This is a genomic window from Bradyrhizobium sp. CCGB01 (genome assembly GCF_024199795.1).
In the GTDB taxonomy this organism is placed as follows: domain Bacteria; phylum Pseudomonadota; class Alphaproteobacteria; order Rhizobiales; family Xanthobacteraceae; genus Bradyrhizobium.
The window spans coordinates 4,150,935-4,169,859 of record NZ_JANADK010000001.1 but is presented as its reverse complement, the minus strand read 5'-3'; the positions used below and the strand labels follow the sequence as shown (position 1 = coordinate 4,169,859).

General features: G+C 61.2%; 17 protein-coding genes. 3 read left to right on the top strand and 14 right to left on the bottom strand.

The genetic code is table 11. From position 1 onward, the window contains the following. Positions 1–53: 53 nt before the first annotated feature. Complete coding sequence (locus NLM25_RS18975) at positions 54–1,148, top strand: site-specific integrase (RefSeq protein ID WP_254137950.1); 1,095 nt, start codon at positions 54–56, stop codon at positions 1,146–1,148. 145 nt (positions 1,149–1,293) lie between these two features. Here the strand turns inward: NLM25_RS18975 and NLM25_RS18970 are convergent, their stop codons facing one another. The 12 genes from NLM25_RS18970 to NLM25_RS18915 are packed head-to-tail and all read right to left on the bottom strand — an operon-like array spanning position 1,294 to position 13,264. Then, entirely contained in the window at positions 1,294–1,500 is a 207-nt protein-coding gene (locus tag NLM25_RS18970) for a DUF2274 domain-containing protein (protein ID WP_254118369.1), read from the bottom strand. Positions 1,501–1,503: 3 nt separating this feature from the next. Continuing rightward, positions 1,504–2,787, bottom strand: a complete 1,284-nt coding sequence (locus tag NLM25_RS18965; RefSeq protein WP_254137949.1) for a TrbI/VirB10 family protein — start codon at positions 2,785–2,787, stop codon at positions 1,504–1,506. Then, entirely contained in the window at positions 2,784–3,809 is a 1,026-nt protein-coding gene (gene trbG / locus NLM25_RS18960; RefSeq protein ID WP_254137948.1) for a P-type conjugative transfer protein TrbG, read from the bottom strand. The genes NLM25_RS18965 and trbG overlap by 4 nt, the downstream gene beginning before the upstream one ends. Beyond that, positions 3,806–4,510 carry a conjugal transfer protein TrbF gene (trbF, locus tag NLM25_RS18955; RefSeq protein ID WP_254137947.1) on the bottom strand — a complete coding sequence of 235 codons (705 nt, stop codon included), beginning with the start codon at positions 4,508–4,510 and terminating at the stop codon, positions 3,806–3,808. Before trbF ends, trbG begins: the two co-directional genes overlap by 4 nt. A 3-nt stretch (positions 4,511–4,513) precedes the next feature. Beyond that, complete coding sequence (gene trbL, locus NLM25_RS18950) at positions 4,514–5,671, bottom strand: P-type conjugative transfer protein TrbL (protein ID WP_254137946.1); 1,158 nt, start codon at positions 5,669–5,671, stop codon at positions 4,514–4,516. 12 nt (positions 5,672–5,683) lie between these two features. Further along, entirely contained in the window at positions 5,684–6,433 is a 750-nt protein-coding gene (gene trbJ / locus NLM25_RS18945; RefSeq protein WP_254137945.1) for a P-type conjugative transfer protein TrbJ, read from the bottom strand. A 37-nt stretch (positions 6,434–6,470) separates the two neighbouring features. Beyond that, positions 6,471–9,059, bottom strand: coding sequence for a conjugal transfer protein TrbE (trbE, locus tag NLM25_RS18940; RefSeq protein ID WP_254137944.1), 2,589 nt, complete (start codon positions 9,057–9,059; stop codon positions 6,471–6,473). Then, positions 9,053–9,310, bottom strand: coding sequence for a VirB3 family type IV secretion system protein (locus NLM25_RS18935; protein WP_171711385.1), 258 nt, complete (start codon positions 9,308–9,310; stop codon positions 9,053–9,055). The genes trbE and NLM25_RS18935 overlap by 7 nt, the downstream gene beginning before the upstream one ends. Then, complete coding sequence (locus NLM25_RS18930; RefSeq protein ID WP_254137943.1) at positions 9,310–9,678, bottom strand: TrbC/VirB2 family protein; 369 nt, start codon at positions 9,676–9,678, stop codon at positions 9,310–9,312. Before NLM25_RS18930 ends, NLM25_RS18935 begins: the two co-directional genes overlap by 1 nt. 18 nt (positions 9,679–9,696) lie before the next feature. After that, positions 9,697–10,635: a P-type conjugative transfer ATPase TrbB gene (gene trbB / locus NLM25_RS18925; protein WP_254137942.1), complete on the bottom strand. Its 939-nt coding sequence runs from the start codon at positions 10,633–10,635 to the stop codon at positions 9,697–9,699. 37 nt (positions 10,636–10,672) lie between these two features. Next, a complete protein-coding gene (locus NLM25_RS18920) occupies positions 10,673–11,224 on the bottom strand; it encodes a CopG family transcriptional regulator (protein WP_254137941.1) in 552 nt (183 codons plus the stop codon). Positions 11,225–11,236: 12 nt separating this feature from the next. After that, positions 11,237–13,264 (bottom strand): conjugal transfer protein TraG, encoded by a 2,028-nt coding sequence (locus NLM25_RS18915; RefSeq protein ID WP_254137940.1) that lies wholly within the window; start codon positions 13,262–13,264, stop codon positions 11,237–11,239. A 608-nt stretch (positions 13,265–13,872) separates the two neighbouring features. On the opposite strand from NLM25_RS18915, the gene NLM25_RS18910 reads away from it, so the two are divergent. After that, positions 13,873–14,976, top strand: a complete 1,104-nt coding sequence (locus NLM25_RS18910) for a Fic family protein (protein ID WP_254137939.1) — start codon at positions 13,873–13,875, stop codon at positions 14,974–14,976. 80 nt (positions 14,977–15,056) lie between these two features. Here NLM25_RS18910 and rlxS read toward each other — a convergent pair whose 3' ends face one another. Beyond that, positions 15,057–17,024 carry a relaxase/mobilization nuclease RlxS gene (gene rlxS / locus NLM25_RS18905; RefSeq protein ID WP_254137938.1) on the bottom strand — a complete coding sequence of 656 codons (1,968 nt, stop codon included), beginning with the start codon at positions 17,022–17,024 and terminating at the stop codon, positions 15,057–15,059. 847 nt (positions 17,025–17,871) lie between these two features. Beyond that, complete coding sequence (locus tag NLM25_RS18900) at positions 17,872–18,153, bottom strand: hypothetical protein (RefSeq protein WP_254137937.1); 282 nt, start codon at positions 18,151–18,153, stop codon at positions 17,872–17,874. A 429-nt stretch (positions 18,154–18,582) separates the two neighbouring features. On the opposite strand from NLM25_RS18900, the gene NLM25_RS18895 reads away from it, so the two are divergent. Then, positions 18,583–18,810: a hypothetical protein gene (locus NLM25_RS18895; RefSeq protein WP_254137936.1), complete on the top strand. Its 228-nt coding sequence runs from the start codon at positions 18,583–18,585 to the stop codon at positions 18,808–18,810. The last annotated feature ends 115 nt before the right edge of the window (positions 18,811–18,925 follow it).

Sequence of the window (18,925 nt, the reverse complement as noted above, 5' to 3'; positions counted from 1 at the left end):
TTTGACCTTTCAGCGCACACGTAGCGCACACGAATTAGGAAGTGCACACGACCATGGCCACCTTCACTCAGTTGCCCTCTGGGAACTGGCGCGTCCAGGTCCGCCGCAAGAACCGTTACGTGTCAGAGACCTTCCGCCGGCGCAAGGACGGCGAGGAATGGGCACTCGATATGGAATGCAACATCGATCGGAAGGGATCGCCAAAGCCGCGCGCTGCGGTAAGAGCAAAAACCTTCGCCGATATCATCGATTTGCACATCGAAGATATGCTCGAGGTCGGCCGGCCTCCTCGCCGATCCAAAGCAGCCGTCCTGGAAGCGCTGAAGGACGACCTCGGATCCACAAAGCTCCCTAGGCTCGATCGCGCGCGGTTAATCGAATATGGCAGAAAGCGAGCAAAGGAAGGTGCTGGACCAGCAACCCTTGCGATTGACATGTCGTTCATTAGGACCGTCGCGACGCACGCAGCAGCCGTCCATGGCATCGAGGTTTCCGCCGAAGAAGTTCGCCTCGCGCGGGCGGCGCTCAAACATCTGGGTCTTGTTGGAAAGTCCGACGAGCGAGATCGCAGACCAACCCAGGATGAGCTTGACGAGCTCATCATGTACTTCGAGTCCAATTATCGCCAAGTCATCCCCATGGGGCGCATCGTCCGCTACGCCGTCGCGACGACGATGAGGCAAGAAGAGATTTGCCGGCCCGGTTGGCCCGACGTCGACATGAACAAGAGGATCCTATTAATTCGAGATCGTAAGGATCCAAGAGAAAAGGAAGGCAACGACCAGAAAGTGCCGCTTCTTAATCTGACTGGTTACGATGCTTGGGAGATCCTGCTCCAGCAGCGGATCATCACAAGGGGCCAGGGCCGCGTGTTTCCTTATAACCATCGTTCAATTAGCAAGGCATTCGCACGGGCTTGCGAAGAACTGAAGATTGAGGATCTGCATTTCCATGACCTGCGGCACGAAGGCACCAGTCGCCTCTTCGAAGCAGGGTTGCCAATCGAAAAAGTCGCATTGGTAACCGGTCACAAAGATTGGCGAACGTTGCGGCGTTACACGAAGTTGAGGCCAGAGGAGCTTCATAAGCTCCAAACGGCGCCACAGCCCTCCTTGGAGGAATTCATGCGAATGATGGCAAACGCGTAGGCAGGTTAAGTCTCCAAAAATCTGAAGTTGAGTCAGCCTGTTGAACTGACGCTGGATGAAATAGTAGATGCATCAAAAAACAGGACGCCGTCTGCGCGCCCTGATGATCGAGCCGGTCATTTGCGACGGTAGTTTGAATCGCGACTTATGTATTGCTCTTTTTTCTCTTGAACGCCCCATCCCTTTCGAGAAATGCCTCAAGCATGAACGGTACTAGGTCGGCAACCTCCTCCTTGTTGCCGTAAATCTCTGCATAGAAGTCCGCATACTCTCGGAGCCGTTGCGCAAGAGCCGGAGTGAACACAACGCTCATCTTCACCGGCGTCCGGTCAGGCAGTTTTGCAAGCCTCATCCCTCACCTGCCCTTCGCCGCCGCCTGATGGTCCGAATACTGCTTTAGCACCAGATCCTTCGAAACAATCACCCGCAGCGGCCAGCCCGGCCGCACCGTAATCGTGGGCTGCACGTCGAGCTCGCGCTCCACTAGGCGCTGGCCGGCACGATTGGTCGTTTGCTGTGCACTTTCCCGCAAAGCCTTAACGAGATCGCTCTCGTCGCTGCCAATCGAGAGCTGTGTCCCCACCCCAATCAAGGTCGCCAAGGCGACGCCCTTGAGCAATTGCCAGGTATGGAAGTCCACCTCATCCTCGAGCCCGGCATAGCCTGCGACGTCCGTGGCTGGAAGGTTCTCGATCACGATGGAGTTTCCGTTCGGCAAGATGAGCCGTGTCCAGACGACCAGTGCCCGCTTTTGGCCAAAAGCCACGATGCTATCGTACTTGCCCACAAGCCGTGTCCCCTGCGGGATTAAGAGGTGCTCGCCAGTCACTGAGTCAAAAACGCGCTCGGTGACTTGACCAATGATAGTTCCAGGCAAGTCCGAATTCAGGCCTGTCACAAGGCTGGCCGGGATAATGGAGCCCGCCATCACCGCATAGGTCGACGGGACTGGCTTCAGCGCATGGGCATTGGTGGTATCAGTGTCGGCCTTCGCCCCCACGAAGGCGAGCTTTCGCGCCTGCGAGGACGGGATGATCTCGCTGGACCGATCGAGCATCCCTTGAGCCGCTTTGGCCAGATCGGCGGCAGACGGTGCCGTCTCGGCGGTCGACGGCCGGAAGTTCGCGGGAGCCGCAGCGGGTATTTCCGCCGTATTGACCTGTTTTCTCTTCTCCTGCTTCTCCGACAGCCTGACGAACAGACCCGACTCCTTAGCCTGCTGGGCAATTCGTGTCTGGCGGATCCGCTCGGCCCTCTCAGCGTCATCCTCAGGACTGGTCCGGAAACCTCCATCAGAGGCGACGCCAGCCTTCTTTTCGCTTTCGGCAAACGCACGGCCGATGTCTCCCGGCGACGGTGGCCCGAGCCGCGGCGTCGTTGGGGCTAGGTTCTCGTAGGACTTCGGCAGCTTGCTTAGGCCTTCGGCCGTCTGCTTCCGATCGGTGTTGTAGATTTCTGGCCGATCGGCCGACTTGAACGCCCGCGGCGGTCGGAGTGCGATGATCGTCGCGCCCGCAATGAACAGTGCAAGGGTTGCGCAGCCGATCATCAAAGCGCGCCGGTTCAGGCGCCGGATGGGCCGAGGACGTGCCCGCAGTTCGAGCGGCTCCGGCGGATCCTGGTTCAACCCATCGGTCATGAGGCGCTCCCGGTGCTGAGAGCCTGCGACACCGGTCGAGCGTCGATACGTACGATCCGGACGATGCGCTGCGGATTCTCCCCAAGGCGGAGCTCGGCGGCGCCGAACATCCGGTCGACAATGTAGTACGACCCGCGAACCCGGTAGTTGACGAGGTTCGGGCGGCCATCCGCGCCAGCGATGAATAGTGGCGGCGCTTCTCCCTGGGGGAGACCCGACGGCATCTGAATGTAGACCTTGCGGCCGTCGTCAAACGCCCGTAGCGGCCGCCAGGGCGGGTCATCACCATCGATCCGATAGCGAAAGTTCAGGCTATCGAGCCGCACGCCGCGATCCGCGACCCGCTCTTCGCTCTCCTGGGCGGCGGCATTCTGCTTGTGGAGGGCAACCAGGGTGTCCGTCGGATAGGTCCACGAGATCGAGGCCATGTAGGTCTGTTTCGTGGATACGAGCTCCAAGTGATAGGCACGCCGGTCGGTCAAGACCACGAGGTTGGTCTGAATATCAGGAAGGGTCGGTTTGACCAGGATATGGACCCGGCGGGCAGTGCCCTGCCCGCTCGCGGTGTCACCGACGACCCACCGAACTGTATCGCCAGTGGAGACGTCGATGAGCTCTTCGCCTGGCTGAAGCGCAATCGTCGAGACTTTTTCGGGACTGGCATAAAGCCGATACAGCGCTCCTTCCGTCCAAGGGTAGACCTGGATCGCGTTGATGTATCCGGCCCTGGTCGGCTCCATTCGCGCTGCCTTGTTGGCCTTGGCGATCGCCTGCTCGGGCGGCAGCGTCTCGTCCTTGGCGACTTTCGTCGGAAGGGGCTTCAGTTGGCCGGGCAGCGGCAAGACCTTGGGCGTTTCAACAACCGCAACCGCCTTCGGAGGATCTGCCTCCGGAAGCCCCTTCTCGAATGTCATCTCATCATAGGGCGCCTCAAGATTGAGCTTGGTGGCGCATCCGCCAAGCAAAAGCGAGAGGGTCAATGCGCTCGCCGACGCGAATATAGCGGTGGCAAAGGAATTCATTTTGCGTCTCCGATAAGGTCACGCGACCAGTTGAGGGAATGGACGTAGAGGCCGAGCGGGTTCTTCCGCAGCGTTTCGGCATCTGAGGGGGGCTTGAGGACCGCCGTGACGAGACCGGTGAAGCGCTCGGTCTTTGCGATCGATCCGTTCTCGTAGGAGTTCTCCTTCCAGCGGATCTCGAAGCTGTCGCTGGAGGCGCGCACCACGGATGTGACTTCGGAGGTCACGGTCTTGGATCCGATCTTGGTGAAAGGATCGGCTTCTCGCGCATAGTCGTTCAAGGCCTGCGCGCCGCGGTCTGTGACAAAGTCATAAGCGCGCAGCCAATTCGCCCGAACGATGACGGGATCAATCGATAGCGATCGGACGTTTTCGATGAAGCGCGCCAGAAAATGCGCGATCTGGGTGTCCGACGGCTGATAGGCCTCGAGCGCCGGGCCAACGGCGCGGACCTCACCGAGCCGATCGACCTCGACCACGTATGGCACGACGCCGGATCGAGCAATTTGGGCAAGGATGGTCAAACCAAGAATGCTGGAGAGGCCGATGGTCGCCAGTGCTGCTAGCCGCCAATTCCTGGCCTGCACACGCGCCGAGCCAAGGCGTTCGTCCCAGACCTGGGCCGCCTTCTGATAGGCGGTGACCGGTTCTGGCGTTTCGCCATAACGCACTGACGCGCGCTGAAAGGGGTGATTTGCCATGTTCTATTCCTCTCCCAGCTTCGGACCGGATGAATGCCCGCCCTTGTCACCATCTTTCAGAATGTGAGCGGCAACCTGCGCAGCCTCTCTTGCCTGTCGTCCTGGCGTCGCGGACGAACGGCTCGCCGGCGGCGCTCCGCCGCCGGTTGCACCGCCACTGCTCGCCACGGGGACTTGGCTTGCCGCAAGGGTCTGGGCTGAGGCGCCGCTGCCGGAGGCTGCCCCGGTCAGTGATGCTGCGGATCGAACCGCGGCGGCCGAGCCGCCTGCTGCTGCGCGTAGGCCCCCCATCGCAACTGCCCCGCCACCAATCGCGACGGCCGCCGCTCCCGCGACAGTTCCGGCCGCGGCGCCTGCGCCGAGCTGAGGCGCGCCTGATACCAGCCCAGCGGCGATACCAGGGCCAAAGATGCCGAGACCGAACAACGAAAGCGCCGCTAGGAGCAGACTCATCGCCGACGCAATGTCGATCGGTCGGGTCAATGTTTCGGAGAGCTGGCCAAAAATAGTCGAGCCGATCCCGATGATGATTGCGAGAACCATCACTTTCACTCCCGACGCGACCACATTGCCGAGCGTCTTCTCAGCCAGAAAGGCTGTCTTTCCCCACAGGGCGAATGGCACCAGGATGAAGCTCGCCAGCGTTGTCAGCTTGAACTCGATAAGCGTGACGAACAGCTGGACAGAAAGGATGAAGAAGGCGAGCACGATCAGGATCCAGCAGAACAGGAGGATCAGGATCGTTGGCAGGTTGGTGAGGGCATCGAATCCGGAGAACTGACCCGTCTCCTCCAGAAGAGAATGAGCTGCTGTAAAGCCGGCCGCGGCTACAAAGCCCGGACGGGTTAGATCGGAGGCAGTCAGCCCACCGCCGGACGCTTTCAACCCGATGCTGGAGAATGACGCGAAGACGATATCAGCGAGGCTTTTGAAGTTCCCGATAATGAAGGCGAAGGCCCCGACATAGAGCACCTTCTTGGCCAGCGTAACCAGGATATGGTCGTCAGCTCTGATACTCCATGCAAGCCCGGCCAGAGTCAGGTCGATGCAGATCAGGGTTGAGCTCAGGAATGACACATCGCCCGACAGGAGACCAAATCCGGAATCGATGTATCGTGAGAACGTCTCGGTAAAACGGTCAATTACGGTGAGGTCGGCCATGGTGCCCTTCTCCTACTTTCCACCAGCGTAAGCATGACCGTCGCCGATGAAGCGAGTGAATCGCTCCTGCGCGGCCACGACTGAGGCCTGCTGCTCGGCAGCTCGTAATGTGTCTGCGCGTGCCTGCGTCAGGAGCAAGACCTGCGCTTGCAAGGCTTGCTTTGCCTGAAGCCCGAGCAATTCGTTACTCGACTGCTGCGCCTGCAGCGATCCAACGGCCGTTGATGAGTTTGTCATCAAGGCGCTGAGGGTCTGCCGATCCTCGTCGAGACTCGACGCAATTGTTGCCTGCGTCACCAACGCTTGCTTCAACCCTTCATAGGTGTTGTCCCAGCGAGACGTCGCGTCCTGCACCATAAGGCTAAAAGGGGATGACGCGGTGTATTGGCGCGGATAGAGGCGCTCGTACTCGCTGCGCGCCTTGTCGACATCGAATGAAATGCCCTTGGCCTGAGCAACCAGGCTGTTGAGCCGCGTGATGGTGCCCGTGAGTCGCCCTACCACGCTGCCCGGCAGGCTCGTGAGATGTCGCGTCTCATTGATCAGCATCTGCGCCTCGTTCTCAAGGCTCCGGATCTGATTGTTAATCTGATCCAGCGCTCGCGCAGCGCTGAGCAGCGTTTGGCCGTAATTCCAGGGATCCCAGACGATAGATTGGGCGAGCGCCGGGCTCGGACCGGCGAGTGCAGCGATTAGGGACACGAGGACGCAAACGACTAGCAGGGCGCGCGAAACTAGCCCGCGCGAGCGGGATCGCAGCATTGTTGACTCCAAGGGTTAGATTGGAAGGGCTATACGCTTAGGATGACAGCGCTTGTTCGAAGGTGCTGATGAGATTGGCCGCCCAGTGCAGTTCTCGTTGCGCGAGATAGCGCTTGGCGAAATGATGTGGGCCAGATCTGGACAGGACGCTATCGACAGCTCGCTGATCTTCGGCAGAAGAAGCAGCAACGAGCGCCAGCGCCACCGGTCCCAAGCCCAGCTCAAACAGACGGTTTCCGGCACGGGACTGCAGATAATAGTCACGCTTGGGAAAAGCTTCCGCAATCAGACGGATCTGAGTGTCGTTCAGACCAAATCGACGATAGGTCGCAGTCTGCGTCGGCTCCAGCGCGCGTGGATTTGGCAAGAATATCCGGGTCGGGCAGGACTCGATGATCACCGGCGCGATTTGGCTATCGGCTATATCGGCGAGCGACTGGGTCGCAAAAATGACAGCGACGTTCTTCTTGCGGAGCGTCTTCAGCCATTCCCGGATTCGGCTCGAGAAGAGTGGATCGTCGAGGAACACCCATGCTTCATCGAGAACCAGCAACGTCGGCCGACCGTCGAACCGTTCCTCTAGAGTATGGAACAAATATGTAAGAACTGGCGCGACCAGGCCCGGCAATGCCATCAGTTCTTCCATCTCGAACGTGAGCACGTCGGCGCCAGAAAGCCGATCGGCATCTGCATCGAGAAATCGTCCGTATGGCCCTTCGAGCGTGTAGGGCTGAAGGGCCTGTCGCAATGCGTCGCGGGAAAGCAGGGCTACGAGCCCCGTCATTGTCCGCTGAGGGACGGGCGCAGAACCGAGGCTCTTGAGAGCAGACCAGAGCGTCTCCTTGACCGCCGGCGTGACGTCAACTTGCTCGTGGGCGAGTACGCCGCACAGCCAATCCAGCGCCCACAGCCTCGGCCCCTCTTCCGCGACATCCTTCAGCGGCTGGAATGCAATTCCCGCCTTGGCTCCCAACTCGTACCAGGCGCCCGACAAGGCGAGAGTTGTGACGCGGGCAGAACGCCCCTTGTCGAACGTGATCAACTGAGCATTCGAATAACGCCGGTATTGAAGGGCCAGCATCGATAGCAGGACAGACTTGCCGGCGCCGGTCGGCCCGACAATGAGGGTGTGCCCAACATCGCCGGCGTGCAGCGACAGCCGAAACGGGGTCGCTCCCTTGGTCTTCGCGATCAGGAGCGGCGGACCGTCAAGATGCTCGCAGCGCGCGGGTCCAGCCCATACCGCCGACAGCGGACACATATGAGCAAGATTCAGCGTATGAACAATCGGCTGACGGATATTGGCGTAGGCTTGCCCCGGCAGGCTGCCCAGCCAGCTCTCCACCGCGTTGATGCTTTCGCGGATCGCCGTGAAGCCCCTGCTGTTGATGACGTGCTCGATCGCCCGGATCTTTTCGTCGGCTTTCCGCGAGTCTTCGTCGGTGACGGTGACTGTAGTTGTGACATAGCCGAACGCGACTAAATCGTCTCCAAGCTCGGAGAGCGCCGCGTCGGCGTCGAGAGCCTTGTTGCTGGCGTCGGTGTCAAGCAGCGCCGCTTGCTCGTTGAACATGACTTCTTTGAGAATTGCTGCAAGCGACTTTCGCTTGGCAAACCACTGCCTTCGATAGCGCGACAGCGTCGTGTTTGCCTGCGTGCGGTCCAACGGAATGAACCGCGTTGCCCAGCGGTAGGCGAGGCCAAGCCGGTTCAGCTCATCTAGCAAGCCGGGAAAGGTGACGTGCGGAAACCCAAGGACGGTCAACGCGCGAAGATGGCTACGCCCGATCGCCGGTGACAATCCTCCAGTGAGCGGCTCATCGCTCAGGAAACAATCGAGATAGGCCGGAATATTGGGAACGTTGACCGGATGCCGCTTGGTGGAGACGCAGCTATGAAGATATGTCAGCGTCTCCGCATCGTTTAGAGGCCAGATCTCCGGCAGGACCGACGAGAGCAGATCGATCGCCCGGTCGGTTTCCTGGACGAATCGTTTGAGATAATCCCGATAACCCGGTTCGTCGCTGCTAAACCTTCGTTCGCTCTCGGTCTCGTCTTCATGGGTGTCGTCTTGAGCGAGGCTCTTGTCTTGGCCAACATTGACGCTGGATTGTCCACGGCGAATGCGCCGCCTCCGTCCGACTTCGCGATCACTTTCGGTCGGACGCTCGAGGAACAGGCCCTCAAGGCGCGAGATCCGCTCGGCCGGCGGCAAGTACATCAAGGTCAGATGCAGCACGCTCTCGAAATGCTGCCCGCCGGACCGAGTCGGATCCTCCGGTGCAACCCCGGTGGCGCCTTCGAAAGCGGCGCGCCGCTCCTCATCCACCAGCCAGGACACCGGATCGGGGAATTTCGACCTCGGATATTCGGAAGCCGGAATGCGCGTGGCGTCAAAGAAGAGCGCCCACCCCGACCCGAACCGCTTCAGCACGTTGTTGACGCGGGATGCGACGCTTATCAGCTCGGCCTCGGTCGCGCTGTCGAGGTCCGGCCCGCGGTAGCGTATCGTCCGTTGGAAGCTGCCATCCTTGTTCAGGATGACGCCCGGAGTGACCAGGCATGCCCATGGCAACCAATCAGCCAGGCGATGGGCATTGCTGCGGAATTCTTTCAGGTTCAGCATGCGAGCCGCCCTTTGTGCTTGGTGTGACGGATGGCGACTTCGACGAAGGCCGGGTCGCGTTTGGCGAGCCAAACGGCCGCGCTGTGTCCAATGACCCAGAGCACCAGACCTGCGAGCCAAAGGCGCAGGCCGAGCGCCAGCACAGCCGAAAGGGTCCCGATCAGGATGGCGGCAGCGCGCGGGGCGCCGCCGATCAGGATGGGTTCGGTCAACGAGCGGTGGAGCACGAGTTCAAAACCATCGGGGCGCATCAGATCAGTGCTCCGCCACCGAACGAGAAGAACGACAGGAAGAAGGAGCTTGCGGCAAAGGCGATCGAGAGGCCGAACACGACCTGGACCATCTTGCGGAATCCGCCGGAAGTGTCTCCGAAGGCCAACGATATGCCTGTTACCGTGATGATGATGACGGCGACGATCTTGGCGACGGGCCCCTGCACTGACTCCAGGACGCGTTCGAGCGGCGCTTCCCATGGCATACCCGAGCCAGCGGCGTGTGCCGCCGTGACGCTCAGGAGCACGCAAGCCGAGGCCAAGCCGAGCTCGGCTAAAGGCAATTCGCTGACCGAACGGAAGCCGCGAAGGCGCGAACGCACGTTGAGACGCAGTCGAATGGACATAGTGTAGTCTCCTTCAGGTCAGGGGCGGTGGGAGGTGTTTGGAAGTCCGGCCGGGGTCTCCAGCAGGTAGTCGCCCGATGGATCGAGGCCTTTGAGCTCGGCGACGGCGTCGATGCGCCGTGCAGGCCCCCGCCCCTTGATGAAGACGATCATGTCGATCGCCTCGGCAATGAGACGACGTGGCACGGTTGCGACCGCTTCCTGAATGAGCTGCTCGATCCGGTAGAGCGCAGCTCGTGCCGAGTTGGCATGGACCGTGGCAATTCCACCGGGATGGCCCGTATTCCAGGCTTTCAGCATGTCGAGGGCTTCGGCGCCTCTGACCTCACCGACGACGATGCGGTCGGGCCGCAAGCGCAGCGTAGAGCGGACAAGATCGGCAAGGCTGGCCACGCCCGGCTTGGTCCGGAGCGTCACGGCGTCCTTTGCATCGCAGCGCAACTCACGGGTGTCCTCAATGATGACTATCCGCTCTTTAAGGCCGGCGATCTCCGCAAGAAGCGCGTTGGCAAGCGTCGTCTTGCCCGACCCGGTGCCGCCGGCGATCAGGATGCTGCGGGCCTCGGTGACCGCGGTAGTCAGCACCCTCGCCATCAATGGCGAGGCAATCTGTGCCTTGACGTAGTCGGACAGGCGAAACGTGGTCGTTGCGGGCTTGCGGATGGCAAAGCAAGGCGCGAGTGAGACCGGCGGCAAGATGCCTTCAAAGCGTTCGCCGGTCTCAGGCAGTTCTGCCGAGACGATTGGAGACGAACCGCTTGCTTCCGCCCGCACGTGGCTGGCAACAAGACGAATGATCCGCTCCGACTCCTGCGGCGTTAGAACGACGCCGGTATCGGTGCGCCCCGCGCCGTGCCGATCGAGCCAAAGCCTCCCATCGGGATTGACCATGACCTCGACGACATCAGGTTCTTCCAAAGCCAGCGCGATCGCAGGTCCCATCGCCGTCCGCAGCATACCGCGACGTCGTTCGCGGGTCTCTGGCGAGAGGAGATCAGACATTGCCGACCTCCTCTCGCCCTGCCGGAGAATGCTCCGGCGGCTCACCCGCCGCGCTCTGCGCGCGGGACCCGCGATCGTCCTCTTGGGCAGCGCCCAGCGGAGCGCCCTCCTCGAGGTTCCGCATGAAGAGATCCGGCTTCGAGGTGCTGACGCGATCCATGACGTCAGCGACGAGCCGGCCACCGGCGGCGACGCGTTTGCCGACCTGGGCGACAAACATCTCGAACCGCTCGCGGCCCAGCGCACGTGCTGCATCTTGATCTTGCGAGGGCAGCGGCGGTGTGATGGTCAGGTAGTAGCGGATGAATAGCGCTATGGTCTCCGCCAGAACACCCACATCGCGGTCCGCCCGTTCGAGTTGGCGGCTCATCCTGTCCAGCCTTCGGATCAGCGCCGCATCGCCGCTGGTGTCCCGCTCTGGATTGAGGAAACGATCCAGCGCAGCATCGACAATGGCTGACTTATTGGTTCCCGGACGCTTGGCTGCGAGCTCAAGTCGCTGCGCCACACTGTCGGAGACGTAGGCCGAGAGTTTCGGTTTCATCGGGAATGCTCTTCAGAACGAGGGAAGAAGATCGTCGTCGTCACGGGTGACGGCATGGGCTCGTCGTACGGTGCTGGATGCGCTTGCGGCCTGCTGCATCTGGCTGCGGTCGGCGGCGACGTCGGACTCATCATCGAGCAGCCGATCCTCGATGGCGCGAGGCTCCTTCACACCCGACGAGGCCTCGTCGAACAACACCAGTTGCTGCTTGAGGCCGCCTTCCTCGCCGCCTGTGTGCATAAGTTCTCGATACGGCAGGGTCGCGAGGCGAAGGTCGGTCGTGCGCACTTCGCCGCGCCAATCGTCGGTGCGCGCAGGCGGCCGATCGGCATACTCATCGCCCACCAGGGTTGGTGGATTGTGCAGACGGTTGACGAAATTTGCGTCCTCATAGTGCCGCAGCTTGTTCGCCCGGACCGGTGCAAGCCCGGAAACCAGCACGATGGCCTGGTCGGGCGGTAGCTGCATCACTTCGCCTGGCGTCAGCAAGGGACGCGCAGTCTCCTGACGGCTGACCATGACATGGCCAAGCCATGGAGCCAGCCGGTGACCGGCATAGTTGCGCTGTGCACGTAGTTCCGTCGCGGTGCCGAGGGCGTCCGAGATCCGCTTGGCGGTGCGCTCATCGTTGGCCGCAAAGGCAATGCGGACGTGGCAATTGTCCAGGATCGCGTTGTTCTCGCCATACGCCTTGGCGATCTGATTGAGCGACTGCGCGATCAGATAGGCGCGGATGCCATAACCGGCCATGAATGCGAGCGCGCTTTCGAAGAAGTCGAGCCGCCCCAGTGCGGGAAACTCATCCAGCATCATCAGGAGCTGGCGCTGCCTGCGGTCACCTGCCTTGGTGTTCAGCGTCTCGGTCAGCCGGCGCCCGATCTGATTGAGGATCAGCCTGATCAGCGGCTTGGTGCGGCTGATGTCCGACGGCGGAACGACGAGATAAAGCGTGACAGGCTTGCCGGCGCTCACGAGGTCGGCAATGCGCCAGTCGCAGCTTTCGGTGTTTCGGCTGACGACCGGATCGCGGTAGAGGCCAAGAAAGCTCACGGCGGTCGACAGAACGCCGGAGCGTTCGTTTTCGGACTTATTGAGCAATTCTCGTGCGGTCGCGGCAACAACCGGGTGCACCTTGGGCTCGGCCTCGCTGCCAAGGTGATTGGTCGCCAGCATGATCCTAAGCGTCTTCTCAAAGGACTGCGTAGGGTCGGCCAAGATCTCCGTAACGCGGGTAAGCGTCTTCTTCTCTTCCGCATAAAGGACGTGAAGAATGACACCGACCAGAAGCGAATGGCTTGTCTTTTCCCAATGGGTTCGGCGTTCGAGCGCCCCTTCCGGATCGACCAGGATGTCAGCGATGTTTTGGACATCGCGGACTTCGGCCGCTCCTTTGCGCACCTCGAGCAGCGGATTGTAGCGGGCGCTCCGCGAATCCGTGGGATTGAACAAGAGGCAATGCGAGAATGTCGAACGCCAACCTGAGGTCAATTCCCAGTTTTCGCCCTTGATGTCGTGCACCACCGCGGACGACGTCCACGACAGTAGTGTGGGCAGGACCAGTCCGACGCCCTTACCCGACCGGGTTGGTGCAAAGCACATGACGTGCTCCGGGCCGTTATGCCGCAGATAATTGCTTTCAAGTCGTCCGAGAAACACGCCCTTGGCTGCGAAGAGGCCTGCGTGCTTGATCTCTTTGGGCATCGCCCAACGGGCCGAGCCATAGGTTGTCACGAGCTGATTTTGCCGCGCCCGCCACACCGAGTTGAGGATCGCAAACAGCGCGCCTGCGATGCCGCCAGCGGCAGCGATGGCTCCGCCCTTCTCGAATATCTCAGGTGCATAGGCCTCATAGGCGAACCACCATTCGAACAATCGCCAAGGCAGATAGACGCGATATCCGACGATCAAGAACCAGGGCTCACCCAGCCGCTGCTGATAGCCGAGAGCTGCGGCGGTCCATTGCGTCGCGCCCCAGGTCGACGCAACGACGATGCCGAGCACGACGACGATCTGACCGACATAGATTTTTGCTGGAAACATTTCCCGACCCGCTCACTCGCACCGCCGAGTGCGTGCGAGATGAAAAGCGGGAGTAGCCGAAGCATTCAATGGGAATAAAAATCGTCGGCGGCAATGAAATCCACGCCGGTCGCACTCATCCCTGAGAGATCAACGATACGCCCGTTTCAGCGTGGTTGAGGATGCACCTCAATAGAAGGTGAGCGGTCTGACGAAACTGGATCAATCGTCTGGCTCGGCTGATTGCTTAGCTCACCGACATCGTGAGCAAGGATGCGAGCGAATCGCACGGTCTTGTTGGCGCATCTATTTTCGGATTTACGGCATCAGCAGAGAATCTGAAGACCGGCTGGTTATACTCATTCCACGAATTGAGTATAAATTCGCGCGAGAGCAGCCCCGAGCTTGCTCGTGTCGCGCCATGCCGTCCGATTGAGGCACCCTGGCAAAGCGACTGTCGGAAGGGCGTTCACGCGCAACGGTTTTGCGGCCTTGGAAGCGTTGGGGAGGTCGTTAAGGAAATCGAAACCATTGCGGGGAATAGCCTTCCTATTCCCCGCATAGACTGCGGTGAATACCCTTGCGAATGCAGGGAATAGCCGCCATATTCTCCGCAACGAGTGCGGAGAATGACAATCTACATCCACCAATTGCCCGGTTGGCCCCATTTTTCATGGGATTCCGACGCCTTGGCGAAGCAGCTCGCAGCCGTCCGGCTCAAGCAGGGCCAACTCATCGGCCGAATGCAGACCCTTGGGTTCCCCCAGCAGGAAGAAGCCGTCCTGACCACCCTGACCGAAGAGGTCCTCAAGTCCAGCGAAATCGAGGGAGAGAAACTCGACAAGGAGGCCGTACGCTCATCGCTAGCGCGTCGCCTTGGCTTGGACGCGGGCGCCTTGCCGTCGGCAGATCGGAATGTCGAAGGCATCGTCGAGATGATGCTCGACGCCACCCAGAAATTCAAAGCCGTGCTCACTGCAGAGCGGCTCTTCGGCTGGCAAGCCTCACTCTTCCCAACGGGTCGCAGCAACCTGAAGAAGATCACTGTGGCGGCCTGGCGGGACGCGTCAGCCGGACCGATGCAGGTTGTCTCGGGCGATTATGGTCGCGAGCGCGTCCACTACGAAGCGCCGACCGCCGAAAGGCTCGATGGCGAAATGACCGCGTTTCTGAAGTGGTACAACACGGAAGAGAAGATCGACCCAATCATCAAGGCCGCGATCGCGCATCTGTGGTTCGTGACAATCCATCCCTTCGAGGACGGTAACGGGCGCATCGCGCGCGCCATCGCCGACATGTCCCTTGCCCGCTCTGAAGGAATTCCGCAGCGCTTCTACAGCATGTCCGCCCAGATACGCACCGAGCGGAAGACCTACTACGACATGCTGGAGAGCACCCAGAAGGGCAACCTCAATGTCACGCCATGGCTTGAGTGGTTCCTGGGCTGCCTCGACCGCGCCTTCAGCGGAGCTGAGACCATTCTCGCAGCGGTGCTTGAAAAAGCCGACTTCTGGAAACGACACGCCACGGCCCGGATCAATGAGCGACAGCGCGGTATGTTGAACCGATTACTGGACGGGTTCGAGGGCAAGCTGACATCGAGCAAATGGGCAAAGATCGAGAAGTGTTCGCCCGACACCGCCTTGCGCGACATCCAGGATCTCGTTGATCAGGGCATTCTCGCCAAGGACGAGGGCGGCGGCCGGAGTACAAGTTACTCCCTCGCCTCTTGAGTGCTGTTGCTGGCGAACACTTCCCTCCCGGGACCGTCCTCTCACCGGAAACGTGAAGCGGTCGCACACCGCCGTATCCTCTAGCGGCCGATACCGCGCTTGATGCCGATCGACCAGGATATGCCCTCTCCGCCCAGGCTGCCGGTGACCAGCTGCCCGCGCGCCCTCTCCAGCACCGGCCGCCAAGGTACCAGTGCGAAGTCATGAGACCGCTCGATCAGGGCGAAGCGGCCGCTGTTCAGCGTCAGCATGCGCCGGTAGACGCCTGTGAGACTGTCGCCGACTTGAACATCGACATGCTCAAGACCCGTCCGCGCGGCAATCTCCGCCGCTGTCTGTCTGAGTTCGCGCGCCTCCAGCGTCCGCAACAGATCCCGCGCATAGCGCACCTGACCATCCTGCTCGGCCGCAAGCCCCTGCTCGATCAGCCATTGCCGTCTCGTCCGCATTGCCGTCTCGACCTCAACGCCCATTCCGCTCGGTGCGAACGCCTCGCGCGTCTTGGCGACAAGCTGACGATCGAGCCACGTTGCGCCCACCGCCTGCGGGAGATCCTCGAGCCTCTGCCACGACAGCACGGCGATCCGCACGGGGTTGCGAGAGCGCTGGCGGCTCTCATACCGAAGCGCCCGATCAAGATGATCCTCGCCCACTGCCCAGCTCCCATCACCGAGCCGGCCCACCATGCCTTCCTGCCGCATCGATTCCAGGCGCCGCACATGAGCTGCAACATACTCGGTCGAAGCTTGCGGATCGAACTGGCGATGAAGGCGGTCGCTGTAATGGCCGTTATGCGCAGCGGCGATCTTCGCGATGGTTCGATCGATCTGGCGCGGTTCGGCAGCTCGAGAGCTGAGCTCGACAATCGCGTTCCGGACAAGCGGCTCTTCATTGGCGCCAACGGCACCAATCTCGGCGTAGTGCGTCCGTCCGTCCACCCCGTCGATCACGACATAGCGGCGCTCCGACAATTCGTCCGCGAACCCATCGCCAACGACCCGCCCGACCAGTCGTAGATTGCCTCGTTCCGGATCAAAGATCGCGTAGTCGCCGGCCGCCCGCGCAATCCCTGCCGCAGCCATCTCACGATGCATGGTCTTGATGATGTCGCCGCGTTCCCCCATGCGTCTGAGCTTGGGTTCGAGCTCGGAGTCGATCCGCCAACGCCCCGGCTCAGCCTCCATCGCCAACCCCATCCGCTCCAAGGTTCGCATCCGCCCGATCCGCGCCGTCTGCCAGCCAGGCTCCCGTCCAGACAACGCCCCCACTTCAAGAACTCCGCCCGGAGCATCACGCAGGATGCTCCGGTCGAGCCGCGTCAGCCGCTCGGCCGTGATCTCCTGCCGAAGCTTGCGCGCGGCCTCAATTTCCGTTTCAGGGCCAAGCTCTCGCGTGATGAGCTCCGCTGCCCGAGACCGAAAGCCATGACCGATATAGTCGCGCGCGATGACGAGGTCATTTCCTTCGCCATCCCTGCCGCGCAAGACGATGTGGGTATGGGGATGGCCGGTGTTGAAATGATCCGCGGCGACCCAATCGAGCCTGGTCCCGAGATCGTTTTCCATCTGCAGCATCAGGTCGCGGATGAAAGGCTTCAGGTCGGAGAGTTCCGCGCTATCCTCAGGTGCGACAATGAAGCGGAATTGGTGGCGGTCACTGGCGCTTCGTTCCGTGAAAGCCTTGCCGTTCGCTTGATCGTTCGCGTCATCATAGAGCTCGCCCGGCTCACCGTCTCGGGTGACGCCATCGCGTTGCACGTACCGCAAGTGCGCCCGAATGGCGCCGGGATCGCCGGCCTTGATGCGCACGATGCGTGCCTTGATCACGACGCGACGCTGGCCCCTAACCCGCGCTCGTCCGGCCAGCACAGAACCCTGCGCGTGCCCGCGACCGATCCGGCCGCCCGAAAAGCTTGACGCGCGATGCGAACCGGCGCCGGCCTTTTCGGCCGCCTGCCGGACGCGCCGAAGATAGCCGGTTGCTCGCTTGGCTCTGCGGTTGGCGATCCGGCCAAGCTTTGGTTCGAATTCGTCGTCGATGCCGTGCATGAGCCGGGCTCTCCGTCTGCAAGACATGCGGATATGTGAAGCAGGCCCGCGGCTGCCAAGACGCAGACGAAATCAGCGAGCAACGCGATCGAGTTGAGCCGCAATTGGCGACATCGCGCCGAGCGATGTCGCCACGACTTGGATGTGCAGACAACGGTTTAGGCGCTCCGTAGCGCCAGCGCTTTTATCTTGCACTCTCAATCGGTCGTTTCGTCTGCTCTGTCTCACCCATTCTCGCTTCCTCTCTGCTGTGACGAGACCTTCGCAGTGCCGCCACGCAGCGTCACGACGAGTGAGAGCCCGGGTGCGCCGTGCACTCTTGCGCGCTCATCGACAGGCATAAAATCGCTGCGACAAGGCAGCCGGCAACCGTCGCGGCGCATCTTTCCATCGGTGTGACGGCGCCGCATCACAGGCACTCCCGCGTGGTCCAGGCGCGTTTTGGGGGGCGTGGCCACAGGCAAGATAACGTGCGTCCGTCGTCGTGGATCTGCACCAGGTCTCGTCCGCTCGTCGCGGAGCTCCGTGTTCAAACCAGAGGGTCTTCACCTCGATCGACCACCTCAAATCGCCTTGGCCCCCGCCGCGGAGCGATTTGAGCTTCGTGTCTCCTTTCGGAATTCCATCCCGAAACTCCAGAACAGGGTTAGGATTCCGTGCCCCTGAGCAGTTGACAGACCACCTGGCGTGAGGTCGCCTTTGGGTCAAAAGCCGACGCTCGGCTAGCAGCGCGGCAAGGTCAGCTTTGGGCCAGAAGCTGACACCGCTGCCGTTAGGTCGGCGGCGTCGGCTGAGGTGCTGGCTGAGGCGGTGACGTTGCGGGATGCTGCGACGATGTAACAGGGGGCTACCGCTGCGGAGCCGTGCCGGGCTGCTGATCACCGCCTCCATGCGGGACACAGGTCCCCACGTTACTCAGCAGTCGTTTGGCCTCAATGTCGCGGGCCTTCTTGTAGTCCTTGCGCCGGTCGATCCTTGCCGCCGCCTGACGATCCCACGCATCGAACGCATCCGCATAGTGCTGTCGCATTTGCTCCTCGGCGGCGAGACAGTCGGTGAACTTATCGAACACCAGATCGGTGTTGACGGGCGCGACGCCGCCTACCAAGACCACCAACATCCACTTCATTGTTTTTTCTGCCTACGTTCGTGCCCGTTCTTGCCACTGACAAGCACCCGGCCAGCGTTGCTGACCGGGTTAGTCAATGCGGAGGAGAGCAATGATCGTCATCGATGTCCGGCAACGGGTCATGTTCTTTGCCGTTCCTATCGGACAGCGGACTTTCTGCCTCCGGTGAAACCCCGCTACTGTCGCGCAGCGTAGGAACGTCCAGAGCGCCGATGGCTTGGTTGTCATGAGAAAAGCGCAAGAATACCGCGAGTTGGCTGAGCGTTGTAGGGCCGCAAAGTTGGCTGCAAATGAAGGGCGAGCCAAACATTCGCTCGCAACCCTAGAGCGTAGCTACTCCACCCTCGCCAGCAGCGCCGAGATTGTTGCTCAGGCTGAGGCTCGCTGGGCAACTGCGAACAGCCTCAAGCAGCCGGAGGAATGACACCCATGCAAGCGAAGATCGAGCCGATGATTGATGCGCTGATGCACTACGACATCGAGACGGCCGTTGCATTCGAGCGGCTAGCCGCCAACGAGATTGATGGCGACCTCAGGGCGTGCCTTGAGGGCTTAGCGACAGCCTACCGGAAGCTCGCTGCGTTGCGGGCGGAAGAAATAGGCCTGCCGCCACCAAACAAGCCTTCACGTCAGGTAGGTCCCATGGCGAGCGGTTGACACGAACCTGCCAGCCCTTCGCCCGCTCCGGCCTGCGGAACTTCTTGAGACTATGGCTTCGTTCAGCTGGCTACAACCACCGAGATAAGTTCCGCGCGGGTGCCGCCGCCGCGCT

Bases quoted from the DNA above. Each gene is read 5' to 3' on its own strand.
- NLM25_RS18975 (WP_254137950.1), top strand. From the start codon at position 54: ATGGCCACCTTCACTCAGTTGCCCTCTGGGAACTGGCGCGTCCAGGTC.
- NLM25_RS18970 (WP_254118369.1), bottom strand. From the start codon at position 1,500: ATGAGGCTTGCAAAACTGCCTGACCGGACGCCGGTGAAGATGAGCGTT.
- NLM25_RS18965 (WP_254137949.1), bottom strand. From the start codon at position 2,787: ATGACCGATGGGTTGAACCAGGATCCGCCGGAGCCGCTCGAACTGCGG.
- trbG (WP_254137948.1), bottom strand. From the start codon at position 3,809: ATGAATTCCTTTGCCACCGCTATATTCGCGTCGGCGAGCGCATTGACC.
- trbF (WP_254137947.1), bottom strand. From the start codon at position 4,510: ATGGCAAATCACCCCTTTCAGCGCGCGTCAGTGCGTTATGGCGAAACG.
- trbL (WP_254137946.1), bottom strand. From the start codon at position 5,671: ATGGCCGACCTCACCGTAATTGACCGTTTTACCGAGACGTTCTCACGA.
- trbJ (WP_254137945.1), bottom strand. From the start codon at position 6,433: ATGCTGCGATCCCGCTCGCGCGGGCTAGTTTCGCGCGCCCTGCTAGTC.
- trbE (WP_254137944.1), bottom strand. From the start codon at position 9,059: ATGCTGAACCTGAAAGAATTCCGCAGCAATGCCCATCGCCTGGCTGAT.
- NLM25_RS18935 (WP_171711385.1), bottom strand. From the start codon at position 9,310: ATGCGCCCCGATGGTTTTGAACTCGTGCTCCACCGCTCGTTGACCGAA.
- NLM25_RS18930 (WP_254137943.1), bottom strand. From the start codon at position 9,678: ATGTCCATTCGACTGCGTCTCAACGTGCGTTCGCGCCTTCGCGGCTTC.
- trbB (WP_254137942.1), bottom strand. From the start codon at position 10,635: ATGCTGCGGACGGCGATGGGACCTGCGATCGCGCTGGCTTTGGAAGAA.
- NLM25_RS18920 (WP_254137941.1), bottom strand. From the start codon at position 11,224: ATGAAACCGAAACTCTCGGCCTACGTCTCCGACAGTGTGGCGCAGCGA.
- NLM25_RS18915 (WP_254137940.1), bottom strand. From the start codon at position 13,264: ATGTTTCCAGCAAAAATCTATGTCGGTCAGATCGTCGTCGTGCTCGGC.
- NLM25_RS18910 (WP_254137939.1), top strand. From the start codon at position 13,873: ATGACAATCTACATCCACCAATTGCCCGGTTGGCCCCATTTTTCATGG.
- rlxS (WP_254137938.1), bottom strand. From the start codon at position 17,024: ATGCACGGCATCGACGACGAATTCGAACCAAAGCTTGGCCGGATCGCC.
- NLM25_RS18900 (WP_254137937.1), bottom strand. From the start codon at position 18,153: ATGAAGTGGATGTTGGTGGTCTTGGTAGGCGGCGTCGCGCCCGTCAAC.
- NLM25_RS18895 (WP_254137936.1), top strand. From the start codon at position 18,583: ATGCAAGCGAAGATCGAGCCGATGATTGATGCGCTGATGCACTACGAC.